Source organism: Streptomyces sp. NPDC004561 (genome assembly GCF_053602155.1).
This window is the reverse complement of record NZ_JBSGDB010000130.1, coordinates 1-20328: the sequence shown is the minus strand read 5'-3', so window position 1 is coordinate 20328 and position 20328 is coordinate 1. Positions and strand designations below refer to the sequence as shown.

Genomic DNA, 20328 nt, shown 5'->3' with positions numbered 1-20328 from the left:
GGCCGACGCCGGGATGATCCAAACGACACCCCCCAGGACCGTCAGCCGAGACCGGCGGAGGTCAGCCAGGCCTTGGCGACGTCCAGCGGGTCCTTGCTCTGCGTCTGCACCTGCGTGTCCAGGTCCAGCAGGGTCGCGGTGTCGAGCTTGGCCGAGACCGCGTTGAGCGCGTCCACGCCCTTCTTGGACACCGCGCTCTTGTAGACGAGCGGCTGGACGTTCTCGAATCCGAAGAGGTTCTTCGGGTCCTGGAGGACGACGAACTTCTCCTTGGAGATGGTCGGGTCCGTGGTGAAGAGGTCCGCGACCTGCACGGCGTCCTTCTTCAGCGCCGCCTGGGTGAGCGGGCCGCCCGCGTCCAGCGCCCTGAAGGACTTGAACTGCAGGCCGTAGACGGACTTCAGGCCCACCAGGCCCTGCTGCCGAGTCTGGAACTCCGGCGAGGCCCCCATGACCAGGTCCTTCGCGACGTCCTTCAGGTCGGCCACCGAGGACTGCCCGGTGAGGTGGTACTTCTGCGCGGTGGCCGCGTTGACCGTCACCGAGTCCTTGTCCTGCGCCGCCGAGGGGGCGAGCAGGGTCAGCTTGGAGTCCAGCTTGGCCTCGATGGCCGACGTGGTCGCCTCGGCGGTCTTCGGCGTCGCCTTCGGGTCGAGGTAGGCCAGCAGCGCGCCGTTGTACTCGGGCAGAACGGATATGGAACCGTTCTTGAGCAGGCCGTAGGTGGTCTCGCGGCTGCCGATGTTCGGCTTGTAACTGACCTTGATTCCCTTGGCCTTGAGGGCCTCCCCGTAGATGTCGGCGAGCAGGATGCTCTCGGGGAAGTTGTTGGAGCCGACGACGACGCTGTCGCCGCTCGCCTTGCCGCCCGACAGGGGGTCGGACTTGTCGTTGGCGGAGGAACAGCCCGCCAGCAGGGCCGTTGCCGCCGCGAGGGCGACCGCCGCCGCGCCTCGGTTCCTCCGGATGGACCTGCTGATGTGGGTTGTGGAAGTCACCCGCTGATCCAATCCAGCCACTTCTCGTCCAGTCAAGGGCGCACTCACAACGGATGCCCGATCGACACTTCAACAAAGCGTCGCAGCCAAGGAAGTTGGCGTCGAGATCCCGCCGGGCGTCTCGTCGTCCTCAGCCGCTCCTGCGCACCCCGGGCGAGACCGCGACCCGGTGGACGGCCCAGAACACCGCGAGGGTCGCCAGGGCGAGGCCCGCGACCAGGGTGGCGCCGCCCACCACCTTCTCGTAGTTGCGCTGGTAGAGGCCGTCGATGATGTAGCGGCCGAGGCCGCCGAGGCTGACGTACGCGGCGATGGTGGCCGTGGAGACGATCTGGATGGCGGCCGTGCGCAGGCCGCTCAGGATCAGCGGGAGGGCGACCGGTACCTCCACCTGGAGCAGGACGCGTGCCTCGGACATCCCCATGCCCCTCGCGGCGTCCACCGGGGACGGGTCGACGGAGCGGACCGCCTCGTAGGTGGTGACCAGGATCGGCGGTACGGCGAGCACCACCAGCGGGATCATCACCGGCAGCAGGCCGAACCCGATCCAGATGAACATCAGCACCAGCAGGCCGAAGCTGGGCAGGGCCCGGCCGGCGGTGGCGAGCAGCGCCAGCGCGTTACCGCCGCGGCCGAAGTGCCCGGTGACCAGGCCGACGGGCAGTCCGATCAGGGTGGCGTACGCGAGGGCCTCCAGCGAGTACCCGATGTGCTCGGACAGCCGGGTGGGGATGCCGTCGTAGCCGTGCCAGTGGGCACTGTCGCTGAAGAAGGCGTGCACGAAGTTCAGTACGTTCACCGGGTGGCGCCCTTCCTCGGCATCCAGGGGGTGAGGAGGAGGCGGACGAGGACCAGGAGGGCGTCGGCGAGGATGCCGAGCACCGCGGTGGTCAGGACCGAGTTCACGGCGAGGGCGGGCCGGTGGTAGGTGTTCGCGTCGTAGAGCATGTTGCCGAGGGCGCCCTGGTTGCCGATGAGCATGCCGACGCTGACCAGGGAGATGCTGGACACGGTGGCCACCCTCAGGCCCGCGATGATCGCGGGTACGGCGATGGGGAGTTGGACCTGGAGGTAGCGGCGTACCGGCCCGAAGCCCATGGCCTGGGCGGCGGCCAGGGTCTCCTGCGGGACCGAGCGGACTCCGTCCACGATCGCCGGGACCAGCACCACCAGGCTGTACACGGCGAGGGGGATCATCACGGTGGTCTCGCTCTGGCCGGTGTAGTCGATGAGCACCACGAAGAAGGCGAGCGACGGGACGGCGTAGAGCACGGTGGTGAGGCCGAGGACGGGCGGGTAGATCCAGCGGAACCGCACGCACAGCTGGGCGACGGGCAGCGACACGACCAGTCCCGCGAGCACCGGCACCAGGGCCTCGCGCAGGTGCAGGCCGACGAGGCCGAGGTAGCTGTGCTGCAGGTCGCTCGGGAGGTCGAAGAAGCCGTTCATCGTGCGGCCTTCACCTCGGCGTCCTCCGCCACCCGGCTGTGGGCGGCGCGGATGGCCTCGCCGATGACCTGCTGGGAGACGACCCCGACGGCGCGGCCCTCGCCGTCGACCGCGACGGCCCAGCCGGTGGGCGAGAGCACGGCACCGTCGAGCGCGGTGCGCAGCGAGTCGGTGCCGGGCACGAACGGCCGTCCGTACGGCAGGAGTCGGTCCGCGTCGATCGCCCCGGCGGTGAGGCGGTCCGGCTCCGCCCAGCCGAGCGGTCGGCCGTCGGCGCCGGTGACGAGGAGGTAGGGGGCGTCGGCCGGGGAGGCGAGCCGCTCGGCGTCCGCGTCCATCGCGACGACCGGCGCGGTCTCCAACCGGAGCCCCTCGGACGGGAAGAAGGACAGCCTGCGGATGCCCCGGTCGGCGCCGAGGAAGTCCTCCACGAAGGCGTCGGCGGGCGCGCTGAGCAGCTCGGCGGGCGGCGCGAACTGGGCGAGCCGGCCGCCGGTGCGCAGTACGGCCACCATCGTGCCCAGCTTGATCGCCTCGTCGATGTCGTGCGTGACGAAGACGATGGTCTTGCCCAACTCGTCCTGGATCCTGAGCAGTTCGTCCTGGAGTCCCTTGCGCACCACGGGGTCGACGGCGGAGAAGGGCTCGTCCATCAGCAGCACCGGCGGGTCGGCGGCGAGCGCGCGGGCCACACCGACGCGCTGCTGCTGGCCGCCGGAGAGCTGGTACGGGTAGCGCTTGGCCAGTGCGGTGTCCAGCCCGACCCGCTCCATCAGTTCCGCGGCCCGCTCGCGCGCCTTCTGCTTGCTCCAGCCGAGCAGGCGGGGCACGGTGGCGATGTTGTCGAGGATGGTGCGGTGCTGGAAGAGCCCGGCGTTCTGGATGACGTAACCCATCGAGCGGCGCAGGGTGTTGACGGGCTGCTGCCGGATGTCCGTGCCGTCCAGGAGGATGCTGCCCTCGCTGGGCTCCACCATCCGGTTGATCATCCGCAGGGTCGTCGTCTTGCCGCAGCCGGAGGGCCCGACGAGGACGGTGATCGCGCGGTCCGGTATGTCCAGCGACAGCCGGTCGACCGCGACCGTGCCGTCCGGGTACCGCTTCGTGACTGAGTCTATCCGTATCAAAACGCCGAATACCCTTCGGGTTTGCCAGATTTCGCCCGCTCCTGGCCTAGGGCCTCTTCGCCCGGGCCATTGCGGGGAGAGTCTAGACCGCGAGTGTCGCGGCGCCCCGGTGGGAGACACGCCGGTTCGCGCCGGCCGCGGGCGGGTCAGCCGGTCGCCGGGTCCTGGAAGGCTCCCTGGCGGACGTGCGGGCGGGCCGCGAGGACGGCGACGTCGTCCTCCGCGTGGTGGGCGTCCAGCCGGCCGAGGATGGTCTCCACCACGTCGTCGAGCCCGGCACCGGCGGTGAAGTCCAGCGCGGAGAGCCGGGCGAGGGAACGGTCGATGTCCTCGCCGCGGTGCTCCACGAGTCCGTCGGTGAACAGCACCAGGGTCTGGCCCTGTTCCAGCGTGTGGGTGGCCGACTCGTACCCGCCGAAGCCGGTGCCCAGCGGCGGGCCGACGGGGACGGGGAGCACCGAGGTCGTGCCGTCCCCGGTGATGAGCGCGGGCGGCAGATGACCGGCGCTGGCCAGCGTGACCTGTCCGCGGCCGGGGTCGACGCGGGCCAGCAGACAGGTGGCGGGCCGGCGCTCCGCCTCCCCGGAGGCGATCTCGTCCATCTGCCGCAGCACGCGGTGCGGGGGAAGGTCGGCGGAGGCTATGTAGCGCAGGGAGGACCGGTAGGCGCTCATGTCCACGGCGGCCTCCAGGCCGTGTCCCATGACGTCGCCGACGACCAGCAGCGTCCGCCCGAAGTGCAGCCGGACGGTCTCGCACCAGTCACCGCCGACCAGGACGCCACCGCCGACCGGCAGGTAGCGGATGGCGACGTCCAGGTTGGGGTGCGGGCGGCCGGGCTCGGACAGCAGCGCGCGCTGCAGGTCGCCGGCGGTGCGGCTGACGACCTCGTAGGAGCGGGCGTGCCGGATGTGGGAGGCGGCGCGCTCGGCGAGCACGGCGAGCAGCTCGGCCTCCGGACGGGTGAACGGGTCCGTCGCCCGTGCCCACACGAGGACGCCGTACACGTCCTCCCCGCTGGTCAGCGGCGCGCAGAGGGCGACCCGGGAACCGCCCAGGTACTCCAGCCAGGGCTCCGTGCGCGTGCCGACCGCCGGCATGCCGACGTCCCGGGCGACGGCGCTGGCCCAGCGGGCGTCGGGCAGCACACCGGCGTCGCCGGTGACCGCCTCGTACCCGGAGAGGGCCTCCTCGGTGCGGCGCAGCACGGCGGCCGCTCCCCCGGCCAGCGCCACGGCGGCCCGGGTCAGCTCGGCGCAGGTCGTGGCCTCCTCCAGCGTCGTGCCTATCCCCGCCAGGGCGTCGCGCAGCACGGTGAGCCGCTCCGCCTCCTCGGCCTCACCGGAGCCGCCGTTCGCACGGTGGCCACCGACGACGGGGACGGGTCTGCGACGGGACTGGATCCAGCGCGCCACACCCAACACCCTCACAGAATCTCAAACCGGAGCGAGCCGGGCACCAGTCCCACCGGCCCCGGCAGCCCCACGAGGGGCCGCGGGGGGCCGGAAAGGCCGCGCCCTCAGTCCTCGGCGGGCGTCAGCCGCAGGGAGATGGAGTTGATGCAGTACCTCTGGTCGGTGGGGGTCGGATACCCCTCACCCTCGAACACGTGCCCAAGGTGGGAGCCGCAGCGGGCACACCGGACCTCGGTCCGCACCATACCGTGGGAGCGGTCATCCACCAGTTCGACGGCGTCGGTCTCCTTCGGGTCGTAGAAGGACGGCCAGCCGCAGTGCGAGGCGAACTTGGTGCCGGAGGTGAACAGTTCGGCGCCGCAGGCGCGGCACGAGTAGACACCCACGGTCTTGGCGTCCGTGTACTCACCGGTGAAGGCCGGCTCGGTGGCCGCCTGGCGCAGCACGGCGTACTCGGCCGGGGTCAGCTCCGCCCGCCACTGCTCGTCCGGCTTCTCGACGTCGTACGACATGAGTCCTCAGCCCCTTACTGCGACAGACGGTCCAGGATCAGCGGGCCCAGGTCCGTCACGTCACCCGCGCCCATGGTGAGAACGAGATCACCCGGCTTCGCCATTCCCGCGATCACGGCCGGGATCTCCGCCTTGTCGCGCACGGCGGTGACCTCCGCCCCGGCGGCCCGCGCGGCCTCGACGATCAGTTCGCTGGTCACGCCCGGGATCGGGTCCTCGCGGGCCGGGTAGATGTCCAGGACCACGGAGGCGTCGGCGAGGGCCAGCGCCCGGCCCATCTCCTTGCCCAGTTCCTGGGTGCGGGAGAACAGGTGCGGCTGGAAGACGACGAGGATGCGGGAGTCGCCGGCGGCGGCCCGCATGGCCTCCAGGTCGGCGGTCATCTCGGTGGGGTGGTGGGCGTAGGAGTCGATCACCTGCACCCCGGCGGCCTCGCCCTTGAGCTGCAGGCGCCGCTTGACCCCGGTGTACGCGGCGATCGCGGGCGCCAGCTCGGCGGCCGGGATGCCGAGGGCGGCCCCGGCGGTGAGGGCGGCGACGGCGTTGAGGGCGTAGTGCCGGCCGGGCACGGAGACCGTGAAGGTCAGCTCCTCCCCGTCCAGCACCGCCGTGACCCGGCTCTTCAGCCCCTGCGGTACGACGGCGAGCACCCGCACGTCGGCGTCCTCGGCCTCGCCGTACGTCACGGTGCGCACCGAGCCCGCGAGCCGCCGGGTCAGCTCCCGCGCCCCCTCGTGGTCGGCGGAGACGACGAGCGTGCCGCCGGGCACGATCTTCCCGGCGAAGGTCTCGAAGGACTCGTAGATCTCGTCCATCGAGGCGTAGTTGGCGTGGTGGTCCAGCTCGACGTTGAGGACGATCGCGACCTCGGGCGCGTACTTGTGGAAGCTGCGGTCCGACTCGTCGGCCTCGGCGACGAAGATGTCGCCGTCGCCGTGCAGCGCGTTGGAGCCGGGCGCGTCCAGGTCGCCGCCGATGGCGTACGAGGGCCCGAGGCCCAGCTCGGTGAGGGAGACCGCCAGCATGGAGGTGGTGGTGGTCTTGCCGTGGGTGCCGGCGACGGCGATCGGGCGCAGGCCCGTCATCAGCGCGGCCAGCGCGTCCGACCGGTGCACGACCGGGATCCCCAGCTCGGCGGCGCGGGCCAGCTCGGGGTTGTCCTGGCGGATCGCGGAGGACACGACGACACAGCTCGCGTCGTCGGCGAGGTGCTCCGCCGCGTGCCCGATGTGCACGGTGGCCCCGAGCGCCCGCAGCGCCTCGGCCGTCGCCGAGTCCTTGGCGTCGCTTCCGGCGACCTTCGCCCCGCGCTGCGCGAGGATCTTGGCGATGCCCGACATCCCGGCGCCGCCGATGCCGATGAAGTGCGGTCGGTCCATGGCGGCAGGAAGGCCGGGTGCCATGTGGTTCTCCCAGAGTCACGGTGCGGGCTGAAGCAGGCCTAGCCTATGCGCTGAGCCACCGGGCGCCTCGCAGCGAGGGGCACCGGCCCTCCTCAGGGGCGCGGGGAACCGCGCGAGAAACCACAGCGCACCCGAACCCGGCCGTGCGCCGCACCCCGCACGGCGCCACGGCCCCCCAGCGGTGCGTCTACGCCTTGCTGTGCGAGAACAGCTTCAGCACCGGCACGCCCACCTTGTGCCGGGCCCGGGACGCCCAGTCGCGGTGGAAGAACTCCTCCACGTAGTGCGGGTCGGTCAGCACGATCACCTCGTCGGCGGACACCTCGGCGACGAGCCCCTTGAGCGCGTCCAGCGGATGGTCCTCGACCAGCCGCCCCTCGGCCCGGCTCCCCGCGGCGTGCAACGCCTGCACGGACACGTCCAGTGCCCGCTGCCCGACGCTCCTGGCGTCGTCCCCCTCGGGGGTCTCGTTCTCGCGCACCGCCTCGTCGAGTTCGCCGAGCGCGATGTCGTCGATGGCCCGCAGCAGGCGGTCCGCCTGGTCGCCGCGCGGCTGGAGCAGGACGTGGAAGGCGACCGGCTCGTCCCCGTGCAAGGTGGTGACGAACTCCACGTCGGCGGACGTCAGGGCCTTCTCGATCATCAGAACGCTCGTGAACACCAAACGCCTCTTCTCCTCCGTGGGCCCTGGCTAGGCCCCTGCCGAAACCATCCTTCCCCGTGATCGCACGGGTACTGCCGGACCAATTCTGCCCGGCCGAAGCAAACCGGAACGGTATATTCCGCCGATTTCAGGAGCGACGGTAACGACCGAACAGAAATCCGTCCTCTTCCAGCAGGGACACGAGCGCGTACCGGCGCGGAACGGCGACCGACGGGCCCCCGGCGATGCGCTGCGCGTCCCCCGCGGTGAGCGTCGGCGAGACGGTCAGGCACAGCTCGTCCAGCACCTCCGCGGCGATCAGCTGGCCCAGCAGCCGGGGTCCGCCCTCGGTGAGCAGCCGGGTGTGGCCGAGGCCGGCGAGGGCGCGCACCGCGCGGTCCGGGTCGACGCCCATGCCCTCGCCCGCGACGACCACCCGGGCGCCGGCCTTCTCGGCGGCGGCGACGCGGTCGGGCGCGGCCGCGGCTCCGGTCAGAATCAGGGTGGGCACCAGGGGCGAGGTGAACAGCGGGAGCGAGAAGTCCAGCTCCAGGCTCGCGGTGACGACCGCGATCGCCGGTGCGGGCCCCTGTCCGGCGGCCGCCCGGGCCTCCGCGAACTCGGCACGCGCGCGTGCGGGCCGGTACCCCTCCTGCCGTACCGTTTCGGCGCCTACGACGACGACGTCCGCGAGCGCCCGCAGCGTGCCGAAGATCCGCATGTCGGCGGCGCTGGAGATGGGCTGGGAGTGCCCCTCGTGCTGGGCGGCCCCGTCGAGGGAGGAGACCATGTTGGCCCGCAGCCAGGTCCGCGGGGCGCCCGGGGCGGGCTCCGGGTAGGCGTAGGCGGCGGCCAGCTCGGCGAGGGTCCACTCGCGGTCGGCCGGCGCGGCGCCCTGCGCGCCAGCCGCCCGGTCGGCCCCCCGGGCCCCTCCGGCACCACCGGTCCCGCCCGAGGGCTGGGCTGCTGTTTCGTCGGTCACAGGGAACAGGCGTCGCATGTCGTGCAGTGTGACACGGCGCTTAGCATGGGTAACCGTGTCGTCCTCCACCACCGCTCCCGGATCCGGCCCCCTGACCGAGGCGGGCCCCCTCTCCCTGTGCGCACGCGAGCCGCGCGTCCCCGCGGACCGGCTGGTCGCCGAGATGGTGCCGCCGCCGCGCTTCGACTCGGTCCGCTTCGCCACGTACATCCCGGACCCGAACCAGCCCAGCCAGACCGAGGCCGTGCGGGTCCTGGAGGGCTTCGCGGCCGGGCTCGGCGGGGCGCACGCCTCCGGCGCCGGCCGGCGCGGCTTCTTCGGGTTCGGGAAGGCCCGGGCGCCCAAGGCCCCGGCGGGCCCCCGCGGGGTCTACCTGGACGGCGGCTACGGCGTCGGCAAGACCCATCTGCTCGCCTCCCTGTGGCACGCCACCCCCGCCGAGCCGTCCCGCAAGGCGTTCGGCACCTTCGTGGAGCTGACCAACCTGGTCGGCGCCCTGGGCTTCCAGCAGACCGTGCAGACCCTGTCCGGGCACAGCCTGCTGTGCATCGACGAGTTCGAGCTGGACGACCCGGGCGACACGGTGCTCGTCTCGACGCTGCTCGGCAAACTGGTCGACGCGGGCGTGGCGCTCGCCGCCACCTCCAACACGCTGCCCGGCAAGCTCGGCGAGGGCCGGTTCGCCGCCGCCGACTTCCTGCGCGAGATCCAGGGCCTGTCCGCCCATTTCCGCGCCCTGCGCATCGACGGCGAGGACTACCGCCACCGCGGCCTGCCCGAGGCGCCGGCGCCGTTCACCGACGAAGAGGTGACGAAGGCGGCGTACGCCACCGAGGGCGCCTCGCTGGACGACTTCCCGCATCTGCTGGACCACCTGGCCAAGGTGCACCCGAGCCGGTACGGCGCGCTGACCGACGGGCTGCGGGCGGTGTGCCTCACCGACGTGCGGCCGGTGCCGGACCAGTCGACGGCGCTGCGCCTGGTGGTGCTCGCGGACCGGCTCTACGACCGCGAGGTCCCGGTGCTGGCCGCGGGCCTGCCCTTCGACAGGCTGTTCAGCGAGGAGATGCTGAACGGCGGCTACCGCAAGAAGTACTTCCGGGCGATATCCCGGCTCACCGCACTGGCCAGGGACGCCAAGGGACTCGTCCAGGGCGGCTAGCCGGGGCCCTGCGGTCCGCACCTGTCACCCTCTCTCGTGCATTCTCGCGGCGTTCGCCCTGCGGAGGGCCGCGCCGGGCTAACCTCTCCCTTGACCAGCCATTGACCATCGCTTGGTCCGGGAGAGGAACCACACGCATGCAGCCCCTCATCGACAACGCCCGTAGCTTCGGACAGCGCCCTGAGGAGTTCGCCGGGCTCGCCGCAGGCCAGTCCCCGCAGGTCCTGTTCATCACCTGCTCCGATTCCCGGGTCGTCCCGGCCCTGATCACGGGCGCCCGCCCCGGCGAGCTGTTCGAGCTGCGCACCGCGGGCAACATCGTCCCGCCGTACGCCTCCCGGCACCCCACCGGCGAGGCGGCCACCATCGAGTACGCCGTGGAGGTGCTCGGCGTCCGCGACATCGTCGTCTGCGGCCACTCGCACTGCGGCGCCGTCGGCGCGCTGGTCCGCGGCGACGACCTGACCGCCGTACCCGCCGTGCGCGACTGGCTGGCGCACGCCACCCCGCGCCCCGCCGGCGCGGCCGAGGACCCGGAGGTCGCCGAGGGCGTGCAGTCCCACGCGCTGACCCAGCTGCTGCGGCTGCGCTCGTACCCGTGCGTCGAACGGCGGCTGGCGCAGGGCCGGCTCGGCCTGCACGCCTGGTACTACGAGGTGCACACCGGCGCCGTACGGGCGCACCGGCCGGACACCGACACCTTCGAGTCCCTGTGAGCGCGCCGACGGCGGCCGGGTAGCGGTAGCGGCCCCCCGCCCGGCTCCATCGGCCGGGAAGTGGCATATCGTTGCATCGACAGACAAAACAGACCTCTGTGCGAGGAGGTCATCATGGTCCAGGAACTGGCTGGGGCCATCGCCGCGGCGGGCTGCGCCGGAATCGTGTACCTGGCGATGGCGGCCCGGGTGGTCAAGCAGTACGAACGGGGTGTGCTGTTCCGGCTCGGACGGCTCGCCGGTGACGTACGGGCGCCGGGCTTCACGCTGATCATCCCCTTCGTGGACCGGCTGCAGAAGGTCAACATGCAGATCGTCACGCTGCCGATCCCCGCCCAGGAGGGCATCACCCGCGACAACGTCACCGTCCGCGTGGACGCGGTCGTCTACTTCCGGGTGATCGACGCGGCGAGCGCGCTGGTGAAGGTCGAGGACTACAAGTTCGCCGTCTCGCAGATGGCGCAGACGTCCCTGCGGTCGATCATCGGCAAGAGCGACCTGGACGACCTGCTCTCCAACCGCGAGAAGCTCAACCAGGGCCTGGAGCTGATGATCGACAGCCCCGCCGTGGGCTGGGGCATCCAGGTCGACCGGGTCGAGATCAAGGACGTCTCGCTGCCCGACACCATGAAGCGGTCCATGGCCCGCCAGGCCGAGGCGGACCGGGAGCGCCGGGCCCGGATCATCAACGCCGACGCCGAGCTGCAGGCGTCCAAGAAGCTCGCCGAGGCCGCACAGCAGATGTCCGGCACCCCGGCCGCGCTCCAGCTGCGCCTGCTCCAGACGGTGATGGCGGTGGCGGCCGAGAAGAACTCCACGCTGGTCCTGCCGATCCCGGTGGAGCTGCTGCACTTCCTCGAAAGGGGCCAGCAGCAAGGTGCGCCGGACGCGGCCGCCGCCGAGCTTCCCGAACCGGGCCGGCAGCCGGGTGCGCCGAACGGTGACGCGGGCGCCGCCGCGCTCCCCGGAGCGGCCGGGCAGCAAGGCCCGCCGAACGGCGAGTCGGGTACCGCCGCGCTCCCCGGAGTGGGCCGGCAGCACACCCCGAACGGCGAGCCAGGGCCACGCCCGGACCAGCACGCCGAACAGTGAGTCCGAGCCGCGTCGGAACGGGCGCCGAACCGCGACGGGAGGCCGCCCCGGCCCCCGACGACGGCGGGAGGCCACGCCCGGTCCGGCGTGCCGAACGGTGACGGAGGGCCGTGTCCGGACTAGCGTGCGGGCATGCGCAAGACCTCGGCGGTCCTGGTGGCCGCGCTCGCCGCCGTCGCGGGGTGCGGGGGCGCGCCGGGCCACGGCGACAGCGCCCCCTCCCCCACGGCCGCCCGCCGGATCGCGGTGACGAGTACGGCCTACTCCGACGGCGGCACCGTCCCGCGCCGCTACACGTGCGACGGCGAGAACATCTCGCCGCCGCTCGCCTTCTCCGGCGTGCCCGCGCGGACGGTGTCCCTGGCCCTGCTCCTGCGGGACCCCGACGCCCCGCACGGCACCTTCACGCACTGGCTGGCGTGGGACCTCGACCCCCGCACCGGCCACCTGTCCGCCGGAGAGCGGCCGCCCGGTGCGACCGAGGGCCGCAACGGCTTCGGCGGGACCGGCTACGGCGGCCCCTGCCCGCCGCGCGGCAACCGGCCCCACCGCTACGTCCTCACGCTCTACGCCACCGACCGCCGTCCCGGCCTCACCCCCGACGCCACCCCGGACGACCTCCTGCGCGCCCTGTCCGGCCACACCCTCGCCACCGGCACAATGACCGCTCCGCGGGTCCGGTCGGTCGCGCCGTGGCCCGTCATCGCCGACCGGGCGCAGCCGTCGAGCCGCCGCGCCCGGTCCTCGCTGATCGCGTCCGCGGGGCGGAGCCGCACAGCGAGGCCGGGCCGCGCCTGTGCGGGGCGCCGCCCATGGCGCCCGTCGGCTGGCGGGTTGCGGGGCGGTGGACGCACCATCGAAGGATCCGTGAACGGAGGGGCGCCCGTGGGAAAGAAGAGTGCCGGGGATCTGCGGGAGCTGCTGCGCCTCCCGCCGGGCGAGGCCGTCGAGCTGACCGCGCACGACCCGGGGGCGACCTCCGGAGCCCCGGGCGGCAAGAGCGCCGGTCTCGCCGACACCGCCAGGACGGGCAAGCGGCTGGCCCGGCTCCAGGAACGGCTGTGGGCGGCGGGCACCGCGGGCGACCGGCGGCGGCTGCTGCTGGTGCTCCAGGGCATGGACACCAGCGGCAAGGGCGGCACGGTCAAGCACGTGATCGGCCACCTCAACCCGTCCGGCTGCCGTTTCCACGCGTTCAAGGCGCCCACCGAGGAGGAGCTGCGGCACGACTTCCTGTGGCGCGTGCGGCGGGCGCTGCCAGAGCCCGGGGAGATCGGCATCTTCGACCGCTCGCACTACGAGGACGTCCTGATCGCCCGCGTCCGGCACCTGGTGCCGCCCGCCACCGTCGGCAGCCGCTACGGCCTGATCAACGACTTCGAGCGCGTCCTCGCCGAGGACGGCGTGACCGTGGTCAAGTGCTTCCTGCACATCTCCTACGAGGAGCAGAAGCGCCGTCTGCTGCGCCGGCTGGACCGCCCGGACAAGCACTGGAAGTTCAGCCTCGGCGACATCGACGAGCGCACCCTGTGGCCCGACTACCAGGAGGCGTACGAGCTGGCCCTGGAGCACTGCACCGCCCCGCACGCGCCCTGGTACCTGGTCCCGGCCGACCACAGGTGGTACCGGAACTGGGCGGTCAGCCGCCTGCTGCTGGAGCATCTGCAGGCGCTCGACCCGCACTACCCGAAGGGCGACTTCGACGTCGCGGAGGCCCGGAAGGAGCTGCTGAAGCAGACGTGAGCCGAGCCCGCGAGCGGATACCGACGCGGACGTGAGCCGAGCCCGCCGGTGACGGCCGACGCGGACGTGAGCCGGGCCGCCCGGGGTACCCGGCGGGCATGCGCGAGCAGCGGAAGGTCACCGATTCGTACTGGCTGCGGACCGCCCCCCGGCCGCACCACCCGGCGCTCACCGGGGATCTCGACGTCGACGTGGCCGTCGTCGGCGCGGGCATGGCCGGGCTGAGCACCGCCCATGAACTGGCCCGGGCGGGGCTGCGGGTGGCGGTGCTGGAGGCCGACGGGGTGGCGGCCGGGGTCACCGGCTACACCACCGCCAAGCTGACCGCCCAGCACACCCTGGTCTACGACGGGCTGCGGCGCACCCGCGGGCCCGAGGGGGCGCGGTTGTACGCCCGCTCGCAGTCGGAGGCGATCGAGCACGCGGCGGGGCTGGCGGCCGGGCTGGGCATCGAGTGCGAGTGGGAGACGCGGGACGCGTACACCTTCGTCCGGGACCGGGAGCGGGTCGACGAGGTGCGCGCGGAGGCCCGGGCGGCGCGGGAGGCGGGGCTGGACGCCTCGTTCACCACCGAGACCGGGCTGCCCTTCGGCGTGGCGGGCGCGGTCCGGGTGACCGGGCAGGCGCAGTTCCACCCGGTCAAGTACCTGCGGGCGATCACCGGCGATCTCCTCGCGCGGGGCGGCCTGGTGTACGAGGGGACGCGGGTCGTCGGGCTGCACGAGGGCGGCGAGCCGTGCCGGCTGACGACCGAGGCGGGCCACACGGTGACCGCCCGGGACGTGGTGGTCGCCACCCACTACCCGATCTTCGACCGGGCCCTGCTGTTCCCCCGGCTCTCCCCGCGGCGCGAGCTGGTCGTCGCGGGGCCGCTGGGCGACGGCCCGGATCCGGGGGGCATGTACATCACGCCCGAGGAGAACACCCGCTCGGTGCGCACCGCGCCGTACGGGGAGGACGGGCAGCGGCTGCTCGTCGTCACCGGGGAGCACTTCACGCCCGGCACCGGCGACCCGCAGGCCGGCTTCGAGGGGCTCGCCGCCTGGGCCCGGGAGTACTTCCCCGGGGTGACCCTGGACTACGCCTGGGCCACGCAGGACATCGATTCGACCGACACCGTGCCGATGGTCGGCCCACTGCACCCGGGCGCCCGGCACTCCTACGTGGCCACGGGCTTCGGCGGCTGGGGCCTCAGCGGCGGCATCATGGCCGGGCTGCTGCTGACCGCGCTGATCACCGGCCGGGACTGCGCGTGGCGGGAGCTGTACGACCCGCGCCGGCTGAAGTCGGTGGTGCGCGAGGCGCCGTCGCTGCTGAAGACGCAGGCGAAGGTGGCCCGGCACCTCGTCGGCGACCGGCTGAGGCCACCGGCCTCGGTGGAGGACCTGGCCCCCGGCGACGGCGCGCTGGTCCGGAGCGGCCTGGAGCGGGTGGCCGTGCACCGTGACGACGCGGGCGACCTGCACGCCGTCTCGGCCCGCTGCACCCATCTCGGCTGCCTGGTCTCCTTCAACCGGGCCGAACGAGCCTGGGAGTGCCCCTGCCACGGCTCCCGGTTCGACGTGGACGGCAAGGTGCTCCAGGGTCCTGCCGTGCGACCGCTGGAGCCACGGGACATCGGGTGACCCGGGAGAGCCGCCCGCCGCGCGGGTGACCGTACCGCCACGCCGCAGACCATATCGGCATATAACCGGGCAATAAGTTCTACGTTCATACGGTGATCCCACTAGCACGCCGTATCACCGCCGTCTGCGCCCTGGGTGCGGCTCTCGCCGCCTGCGGGACCGCGGGCACCACCCGCCCGGCCCCGGCCAAGTCGTCCGTCTCCGCCTCTCCCTCCGCCTCGCGTCCGCCCGTGCTCGCCCCCGGACCGGGCGGGGTGACCCCGGTCTTCGAGCACGGTCCCCGCAACCTGGGCAAGACCGTGGCGTTCACCTTCGACGCCGACATGACCGCCGACGAGGGGCCCCGCGCGGCCTCCGGGGAGCACTTCGACAACCCCGAGCTCATCGGCACCCTGCGCAGCCTGAAGGTGCCCGCGACCATCTTCATGACCGGCCGGTGGGCCGACGAGTACCCGGCCGAGGCCCGCAGCCTCGGCGGCGACCCGCAGTTCGAGGTCGCCAACCACTCCTACAGCCACTACGCGTTCACCGCCGACTGCTACGGCCTGCCGACGATCTCCCCCGACAAGATGCGCTCGGACGTCGAGCGGGCGCAGACCGCCTTCCACAACGCGGGCCTGCGCGACACGATGCCGTACTTCCGCTTCCCGGGCGGCTGCTACGACCGCCAGACGCTGCGCACGCTCGGCGGGCTAGGGATGACCGCCGTGCAGTGGGACGTGGTGAGCGGTGACGCCTTCGCCACGGACGCCGACGCGGTGGCCCGGCAGGTGCTGGACGGGGTCAAGCCCGGCTCGGTCGTGATCATGCACTGCACCCGCAGCGCCGCCCCGACCACCGAGCAGGTCGTCCGCACGGTCGTGCCGGAGCTGCGCAAGCGCGGCTACAGCTTCGTGAAGGTCTCCCAGCTGATCGGCGAGAGCGGCGGACACCGCTGAGCGTCCTACGCTGGGAGCATGAGCGACCAGGAGGACACGACGTACTGCACGATCGCCGACGCCACCCGCCCGCCGAAGGCCGACGGGCCGCCGTACGCGGAGTGCGTGCTGTGCCGGGAGCCGACGGAGTACCCGGAGTCGTACAAGGGCATCACGCGCTGCCCCCGGTGCGAATGGCAGGAGGCGCAGCGGACCGCCTGCTCGGGGTGAGCCGCGGCCGGTGAGCGCGCGGGCCACGGTCCGCGCGCAGGGCCGTCCTCAGACGGCCATGCCCCGGCTCAGCCCGGCCGCCCCGGCCCGCAGGGCCGCCGCCCAGGCGCCGCGCCGGCCGGGGTGGACATCCCGCCGCCGACCGAGACCTGGACGTCCGACAGCGGGTCTTCCGAGAACGGTTCGAGCCGAGCCCAGTCCACCGTGATCCCCGCACGCTGGGCGAGGACCAGCACCATCCCGCCCCCTCAGCCGATCATGGCCCAGCGTAGCCAGCCGGTTGGCTCCGGTCGCCTGGGTTGCCTCCCGAGTGCCCGCGCGTTGATCGGCCCGTCATCGGGTTCGTAGGCTGGGCTGTCGTGAGCCATGTTCCAGTCCCCGGTGGGAGTCCCTTCCAGGCCGAGCGCATCCTGCGCGACGAGGCCCCCCAGTACGTGCTGCCGCTCGTCGTGCGGATCGAGCGGAGCGCGCCGCCCGCCCGCACCGACGCGCTGGAGACGGCCGCCCGGGCCGTGCTCGTGCTGCTCGGCGACGACCGGGCGCTCGGCGACGGCGAGTGGGCCGAGGCCGTGCGGCACTGGGAGGACGCGCGGATCCGCAAGGTCGTCCGGCGGGCCCGGGGCGCCGAGTGGCGGCGCGCCGAGGCGCTGCCCGGGATCACGGTGACCGGCAAGTCCGCGGAGGTACGGGTCTTCCCGCCGGTCCCGCTGGACGGCTGGCCCAAGGACCTGGCGAAGCTCCAGGTCTCCGGCACGGAGCTGGACGACCCGGAGCCGCCCGTCGACGCCGACCGCGCCGAGCCCGTGCTGTGGCTGAACCCGGAGCTGGAGATGTCGGCCGGCAAGGCCATGGCCCAGGCCGGGCACGGCGCGCAGCTGGCCTGGTGGGCGCTGTCCGGCGAGGCCCGTACCGCGTGGCGCGAGGCGGGCTTCCCGCTCACCGTCCGCACCGCCGAACCCGCCGAGTGGGCCGAACTGACCCGCAGCGGCATGCCGTTCGTCAGGGACGCCGGCTTCACGGAGATCGCCCCGGGCTCCTGCACGGTCGTCGCCGACCACCCCGCGCTGCGCTGACGGCCTGATCGGCGGGTGTCCGCCGCCCCTGGGCCAGAACCTCAAATGTTGCTCTGAACGCGGCGCGGAGGGGGTTCGGGGCGGGCGGCCGGGGCCATACCCCCGTAGTTCGCCGCGGGAGCGGCGGGGAGGGGGACGGGCCATGCGGCGACTGGGCACGGGGATCGGCTGGCGGCCGGAGATCGCGGACGCCGTGGAGCGCATGCCGGGCATCGACTGGGTGGAGGTCGTGGCGGAGAACGTCTGCCCCGGCCACCTCCCCGAGTCGCTGCTGCGGCTGCGCGAGCGAGGGGTGACCGTGGTCCCGCACGGCGTCTCCCTCGGCCTCGGCGGCGCGGACCGCCCGGACGAGGGACGCCTGACGGCCCTCGCCGAGCGCGCGGAGGCGCTGGACGCGCCCCTGGTCACCGAGCACATCGCGTTCGTCCGGGCGGGCGGCACGCTCACCGCCTCGCCGCGGCTGGAGGCGGGCCATCTGCTGCCCGTGCCGCGCACCCGGGACGCGCTGGACGTGCTCTGCGAGAACGTGCGGATCGCCCAGGACGCGCTGCCGGTGCCGCTCGCCCTGGAGAACATCGCCGCGCTGTTCCCCTGGCCGGACGAGGAACTGACCGAGGGGCAGTTCCTCGCCGAACTGGTCGAACGCACCGGCGTACGGCTCCTCATCGACGTGGCCAACCTGCACACCAACCGCGTCAACCGCGGCGAGGACCCGGCCGAGGCGCTGGCCGCGCTGCCCCTCGAGGCCATCGCGTACGTCCATGTGGCGGGCGGCTTCGAGCGCGACGGCGTCTGGCACGACAGTCACGCGCACCCCGTGCCGCGCCCGGTGCTCGACATCCTGACCGACCTCGCGTCCCGGGTGAACCCGCCGGGGGTGCTGCTGGAGCGGGACGAGAACTTCCCCGAACCGGCCGAGCTGGAGGCGGAGTTGGCCGCGATCCGGGAGGCGGTGAGGGACGCGGGCGGGGACACGAGGGGTGCTGTCGCCGGCGCGGGCACCGCTGCCGGCGGGGGTGTCGCCGTACTGGCACGGCCCGTCGCCGGGGTACGGACCCGGGAGGAAACCCGGCAGCGGCTCGGGGTCGCACAGGCCGCTGTCCTGTCCTCCCTGGTGGCGGGGACACCGGTGCCCGAGGGGTTCGACCGGGTGCGCATGGGGGTGCAGGCGCGGGCGCTCGCCTCGAAGCGGGCGGACGTGGTGGCGAAGGTGGCGCCCGAGCTGCCGCTGATCCTCGGGGAGGGGTACCGGGAGGCGTTCCTGGCGTACGCCCGGGTGCGGCCGATGAGCGAGGGGTACCGGCGGGACGCGCTGAACTTCGCGGCGTATCTCCTGGAGGGCGCCCGAGCGATCGACGCGGAGACCCGGCGAGCCCTACGGGAGTGGTGGCTGGACCGCTCGGGCCCCGCCCCGCGCTCCCACCGCCCGACGGTACGCGTGGCCCGCGCGGCCCGAAGGGCCCTCCTCCGGAGGGGGTGAGGGTACGAACGCCCCCGAAGGGCGGGCCGCTACGGGCAACGGCACCACAACTCCCACGGGGCACGGAGATCTGCGCGACCAGCCACGACGAACCCGCACCCGACCACGACCGTCAGCCAAGTCCCCACACCCCGCCAGAGCCCCGCGGGGGCGCGCAGTAATATGCCAAGCCCGGCACCCGCCCCCTCGCACCCCGGCGTGCGGTGCCGTATCAGGAGGCACCATGCGACCGCGACCCCCGATCAAGGGCCGAGGCATATTCAGCGGCACCGGACTCATCGTCCTGGCCCTCGCGGCGACGGCCACCGCGCTGCTCTACCCGCTCTGGTCCTACGCCGACCGGCAGCAGCCGGCCGGCGTGGACGTGCTGAGCGCGCAGACCGTGACCACCCCGTACGGCCCGCTGTCCGCGCAGGACCGGGACTTCGTCACCAAGGTCCGGCTGGCGGGGCTGTGGGAGGTGCCCGCCGGAGAGCTGGCGGAGCGCGAGGGGACCACGCCCGCCGTCCGCACCGCGGGCCGGCACCTCGTCGACGGGCACGCCTCCCTCGACGCGCATGTGCGGACCGTCGCCACCCAGCTCGGCCTCCCGCTGCCGGACCAGCCGAACGCGCAGCAGAGGCAGTGGCTCGCCACCCTGACGGCGGCCCAGGGCCAGGACTTCGACCGGCAGTTCGCGCAGATCCTGCGGCTCGCCCACGGACGGGTGTTCGCCCTGGTCGGCCAGGTCCGGGCCGGCACCCAGAACTCCCTGGTCCGTGATCTCGCCGACGACGCCAACGCGACCGTGCTGGACCACATCAAGATCCTGGAGGCCACCGGGTACGTCGACTTCGGCGCGCTGGCCCGGGACCTCGCCGCCTCGGCGTCGCCGGTGCCGACCCCGCCGGAGGTCGATCCGAGCGCCGCCGTGCCGGTCACGCCGTCGCCGGACGAGACGTACTCCCTGCCGCCCGCGGCCTCCCGCCCGGCGCCGGCGAACAGCCCCTGAGGTCCCGGCCCGGGCGGGAACGGAACGTCACATACCGGCAACACTCCGTCCGGATGATGAACAGGGCATGGCGTTCGCCCAGGCCCCTGGCATAGAAACACGTCATGTTCTGGGTCCTTCTCCTGCTCCTGGCCTGGGTCTTCGCCGGTACGGCGTGCACCGGGCTGTGTCTGGCCGCGGTCCGCGCGGCGGCCGCCGACACGCGTGCCGTCGCGCCGGCCGGGGAGCACGATCTGACGCTGTACGAGGCGGCCTTCCTCTCCGGCGGCCCCGCCCGGGTCGCCGATGTGACGCTCGTCTCGATGGCCCGTCAGCGGCGGCTGCTGCTCGCGCACACCGGCTGGGCCACGGTCGTGGACCCGCGGGGGCGGGACGAGATGGAGCGGTCCGTCATAGGGGCGATCGGGCCCGAGGGGCAGTCGCGGATCGCGCCGGTACGGGCGCGGGCGGCCGGGGCCGAGGCCGTGCGCCGGCTGGCCGACGGGCTGGTGCGGTCGGGGCTCGCGGTGCCCGACGGCACCGGGTCCACCGTGGGGGCCGCCGTCCGCCGGGTGCGGGCCGCCGCGCTGGTGGTGGCGGCGCTCGGGACGGCCGCGCTGCTGCTGCCCGTCCAGACGGGGACGCCGCGCCTCCTGGTCGGCCTGTGGTTCGCCCTCCCGCTCACGCTGTCGCTGTTCCAGCGGGCCGAGGGGGTGGTCCGCGACAACATGGCCGCCATCCCGCTCTGGTACCAGAACGGCAGCGCCGGCTACTCCGAGCGGCTGTCCCA

At 73.4% G+C, this 20328-nt stretch carries 20 protein-coding genes and 1 pseudogene; 12 read left to right on the top strand and 9 right to left on the bottom strand.

What is annotated here, in order from left to right; translation table 11 throughout:
* Positions 1-41 precede the first annotated feature (41 nt).
* The 9 genes from ACWEN3_RS19035 to ACWEN3_RS18995 form a co-directional block, all read right to left on the bottom strand.
* The gene (locus ACWEN3_RS19035; protein WP_452972054.1) at positions 42-998 is read right to left on the bottom strand and encodes an ABC transporter substrate-binding protein; all 957 of its coding nucleotides are present in this window, start codon (positions 996-998) and stop codon (positions 42-44) included.
* A gap of 130 nt (positions 999-1128) precedes the next feature.
* A complete protein-coding gene (locus ACWEN3_RS19030) occupies positions 1129-1797 on the bottom strand; it encodes an ABC transporter permease (protein WP_452972052.1) in 669 nt (222 codons plus the stop codon).
* The gene (locus ACWEN3_RS19025; protein WP_452972049.1) at positions 1794-2447 is read right to left on the bottom strand and encodes an ABC transporter permease; all 654 of its coding nucleotides are present in this window, start codon (positions 2445-2447) and stop codon (positions 1794-1796) included. Before ACWEN3_RS19025 ends, ACWEN3_RS19030 begins: the two co-directional genes overlap by 4 nt.
* Positions 2444-3574, bottom strand: a complete 1131-nt coding sequence (locus tag ACWEN3_RS19020) for an ABC transporter ATP-binding protein (protein ID WP_452972046.1) — start codon at positions 3572-3574, stop codon at positions 2444-2446. The genes ACWEN3_RS19025 and ACWEN3_RS19020 overlap by 4 nt, the downstream gene beginning before the upstream one ends.
* Positions 3575-3720: 146 nt before the next feature.
* Positions 3721-4989, bottom strand: coding sequence for a SpoIIE family protein phosphatase (locus ACWEN3_RS19015; protein WP_452972043.1), 1269 nt, complete (start codon positions 4987-4989; stop codon positions 3721-3723).
* Positions 4990-5093: 104 nt separating this feature from the next.
* On the bottom strand, positions 5094-5501 hold the full coding sequence (gene msrB / locus ACWEN3_RS19010; protein ID WP_452972041.1) for a peptide-methionine (R)-S-oxide reductase MsrB: 408 nt from the start codon (positions 5499-5501) through the stop codon (positions 5094-5096).
* A gap of 14 nt (positions 5502-5515) precedes the next feature.
* The gene (murC, locus tag ACWEN3_RS19005) at positions 5516-6904 is read right to left on the bottom strand and encodes a UDP-N-acetylmuramate--L-alanine ligase (RefSeq protein WP_452972039.1); all 1389 of its coding nucleotides are present in this window, start codon (positions 6902-6904) and stop codon (positions 5516-5518) included.
* Between the two features lie 187 nt (positions 6905-7091).
* Complete coding sequence (locus tag ACWEN3_RS19000) at positions 7092-7565, bottom strand: indole-3-glycerol phosphate synthase (protein ID WP_452972037.1); 474 nt, start codon at positions 7563-7565, stop codon at positions 7092-7094.
* A gap of 130 nt (positions 7566-7695) precedes the next feature.
* Positions 7696-8547: a pyrimidine reductase family protein gene (locus tag ACWEN3_RS18995; RefSeq protein WP_452972034.1), complete on the bottom strand. Its 852-nt coding sequence runs from the start codon at positions 8545-8547 to the stop codon at positions 7696-7698.
* 37 nt (positions 8548-8584) lie between these two features.
* Here ACWEN3_RS18995 and zapE point away from each other — a divergent pair, with 37 nt between their 5' ends.
* From zapE to ACWEN3_RS18935, 12 genes and pseudogenes are all read left to right on the top strand, one after another.
* Complete coding sequence (zapE, locus tag ACWEN3_RS18990; RefSeq protein ID WP_452972031.1) at positions 8585-9691, top strand: cell division protein ZapE; 1107 nt, start codon at positions 8585-8587, stop codon at positions 9689-9691.
* 137 nt (positions 9692-9828) lie between these two features.
* Positions 9829-10407, top strand: a complete 579-nt coding sequence (locus ACWEN3_RS18985; RefSeq protein WP_452972029.1) for a carbonic anhydrase — start codon at positions 9829-9831, stop codon at positions 10405-10407.
* A 114-nt stretch (positions 10408-10521) separates the two neighbouring features.
* Positions 10522-11499 (top strand): slipin family protein, encoded by a 978-nt coding sequence (locus tag ACWEN3_RS18980; RefSeq protein ID WP_452972026.1) that lies wholly within the window; start codon positions 10522-10524, stop codon positions 11497-11499.
* Positions 11500-11631: 132 nt separating this feature from the next.
* Positions 11632-12156: pseudogene (locus tag ACWEN3_RS18975) on the top strand (YbhB/YbcL family Raf kinase inhibitor-like protein); the annotation flags it as partial.
* Between the two features lie 210 nt (positions 12157-12366).
* Positions 12367-13242, top strand: a complete 876-nt coding sequence (locus tag ACWEN3_RS18970) for a PPK2 family polyphosphate kinase (RefSeq protein ID WP_452972056.1) — start codon at positions 12367-12369, stop codon at positions 13240-13242.
* Between the two features lie 98 nt (positions 13243-13340).
* Positions 13341-14867 carry an FAD-dependent oxidoreductase gene (locus ACWEN3_RS18965; RefSeq protein ID WP_452972025.1) on the top strand — a complete coding sequence of 509 codons (1527 nt, stop codon included), beginning with the start codon at positions 13341-13343 and terminating at the stop codon, positions 14865-14867.
* A gap of 92 nt (positions 14868-14959) precedes the next feature.
* Positions 14960-15805 carry a polysaccharide deacetylase family protein gene (locus tag ACWEN3_RS18960; protein WP_452972022.1) on the top strand — a complete coding sequence of 282 codons (846 nt, stop codon included), beginning with the start codon at positions 14960-14962 and terminating at the stop codon, positions 15803-15805.
* Positions 15806-15823: 18 nt separating this feature from the next.
* On the top strand, positions 15824-16015 hold the full coding sequence (locus ACWEN3_RS18955; RefSeq protein WP_452972020.1) for a hypothetical protein: 192 nt from the start codon (positions 15824-15826) through the stop codon (positions 16013-16015).
* A gap of 359 nt (positions 16016-16374) precedes the next feature.
* Positions 16375-17088: a peptidyl-tRNA hydrolase gene (locus tag ACWEN3_RS18950; protein WP_452972017.1), complete on the top strand. Its 714-nt coding sequence runs from the start codon at positions 16375-16377 to the stop codon at positions 17086-17088.
* 142 nt (positions 17089-17230) lie between these two features.
* The gene (locus ACWEN3_RS18945) at positions 17231-18568 is read left to right on the top strand and encodes a DUF692 domain-containing protein (RefSeq protein WP_452972014.1); all 1338 of its coding nucleotides are present in this window, start codon (positions 17231-17233) and stop codon (positions 18566-18568) included.
* A 223-nt stretch (positions 18569-18791) separates the two neighbouring features.
* Positions 18792-19559 carry a DUF4142 domain-containing protein gene (locus ACWEN3_RS18940; RefSeq protein ID WP_452972011.1) on the top strand — a complete coding sequence of 256 codons (768 nt, stop codon included), beginning with the start codon at positions 18792-18794 and terminating at the stop codon, positions 19557-19559.
* Positions 19560-19663: 104 nt separating this feature from the next.
* Positions 19664-20328: TIGR04222 domain-containing membrane protein (locus ACWEN3_RS18935; protein ID WP_452972009.1), on the top strand; the 665-nt coding region annotated here is incomplete at its 3' end.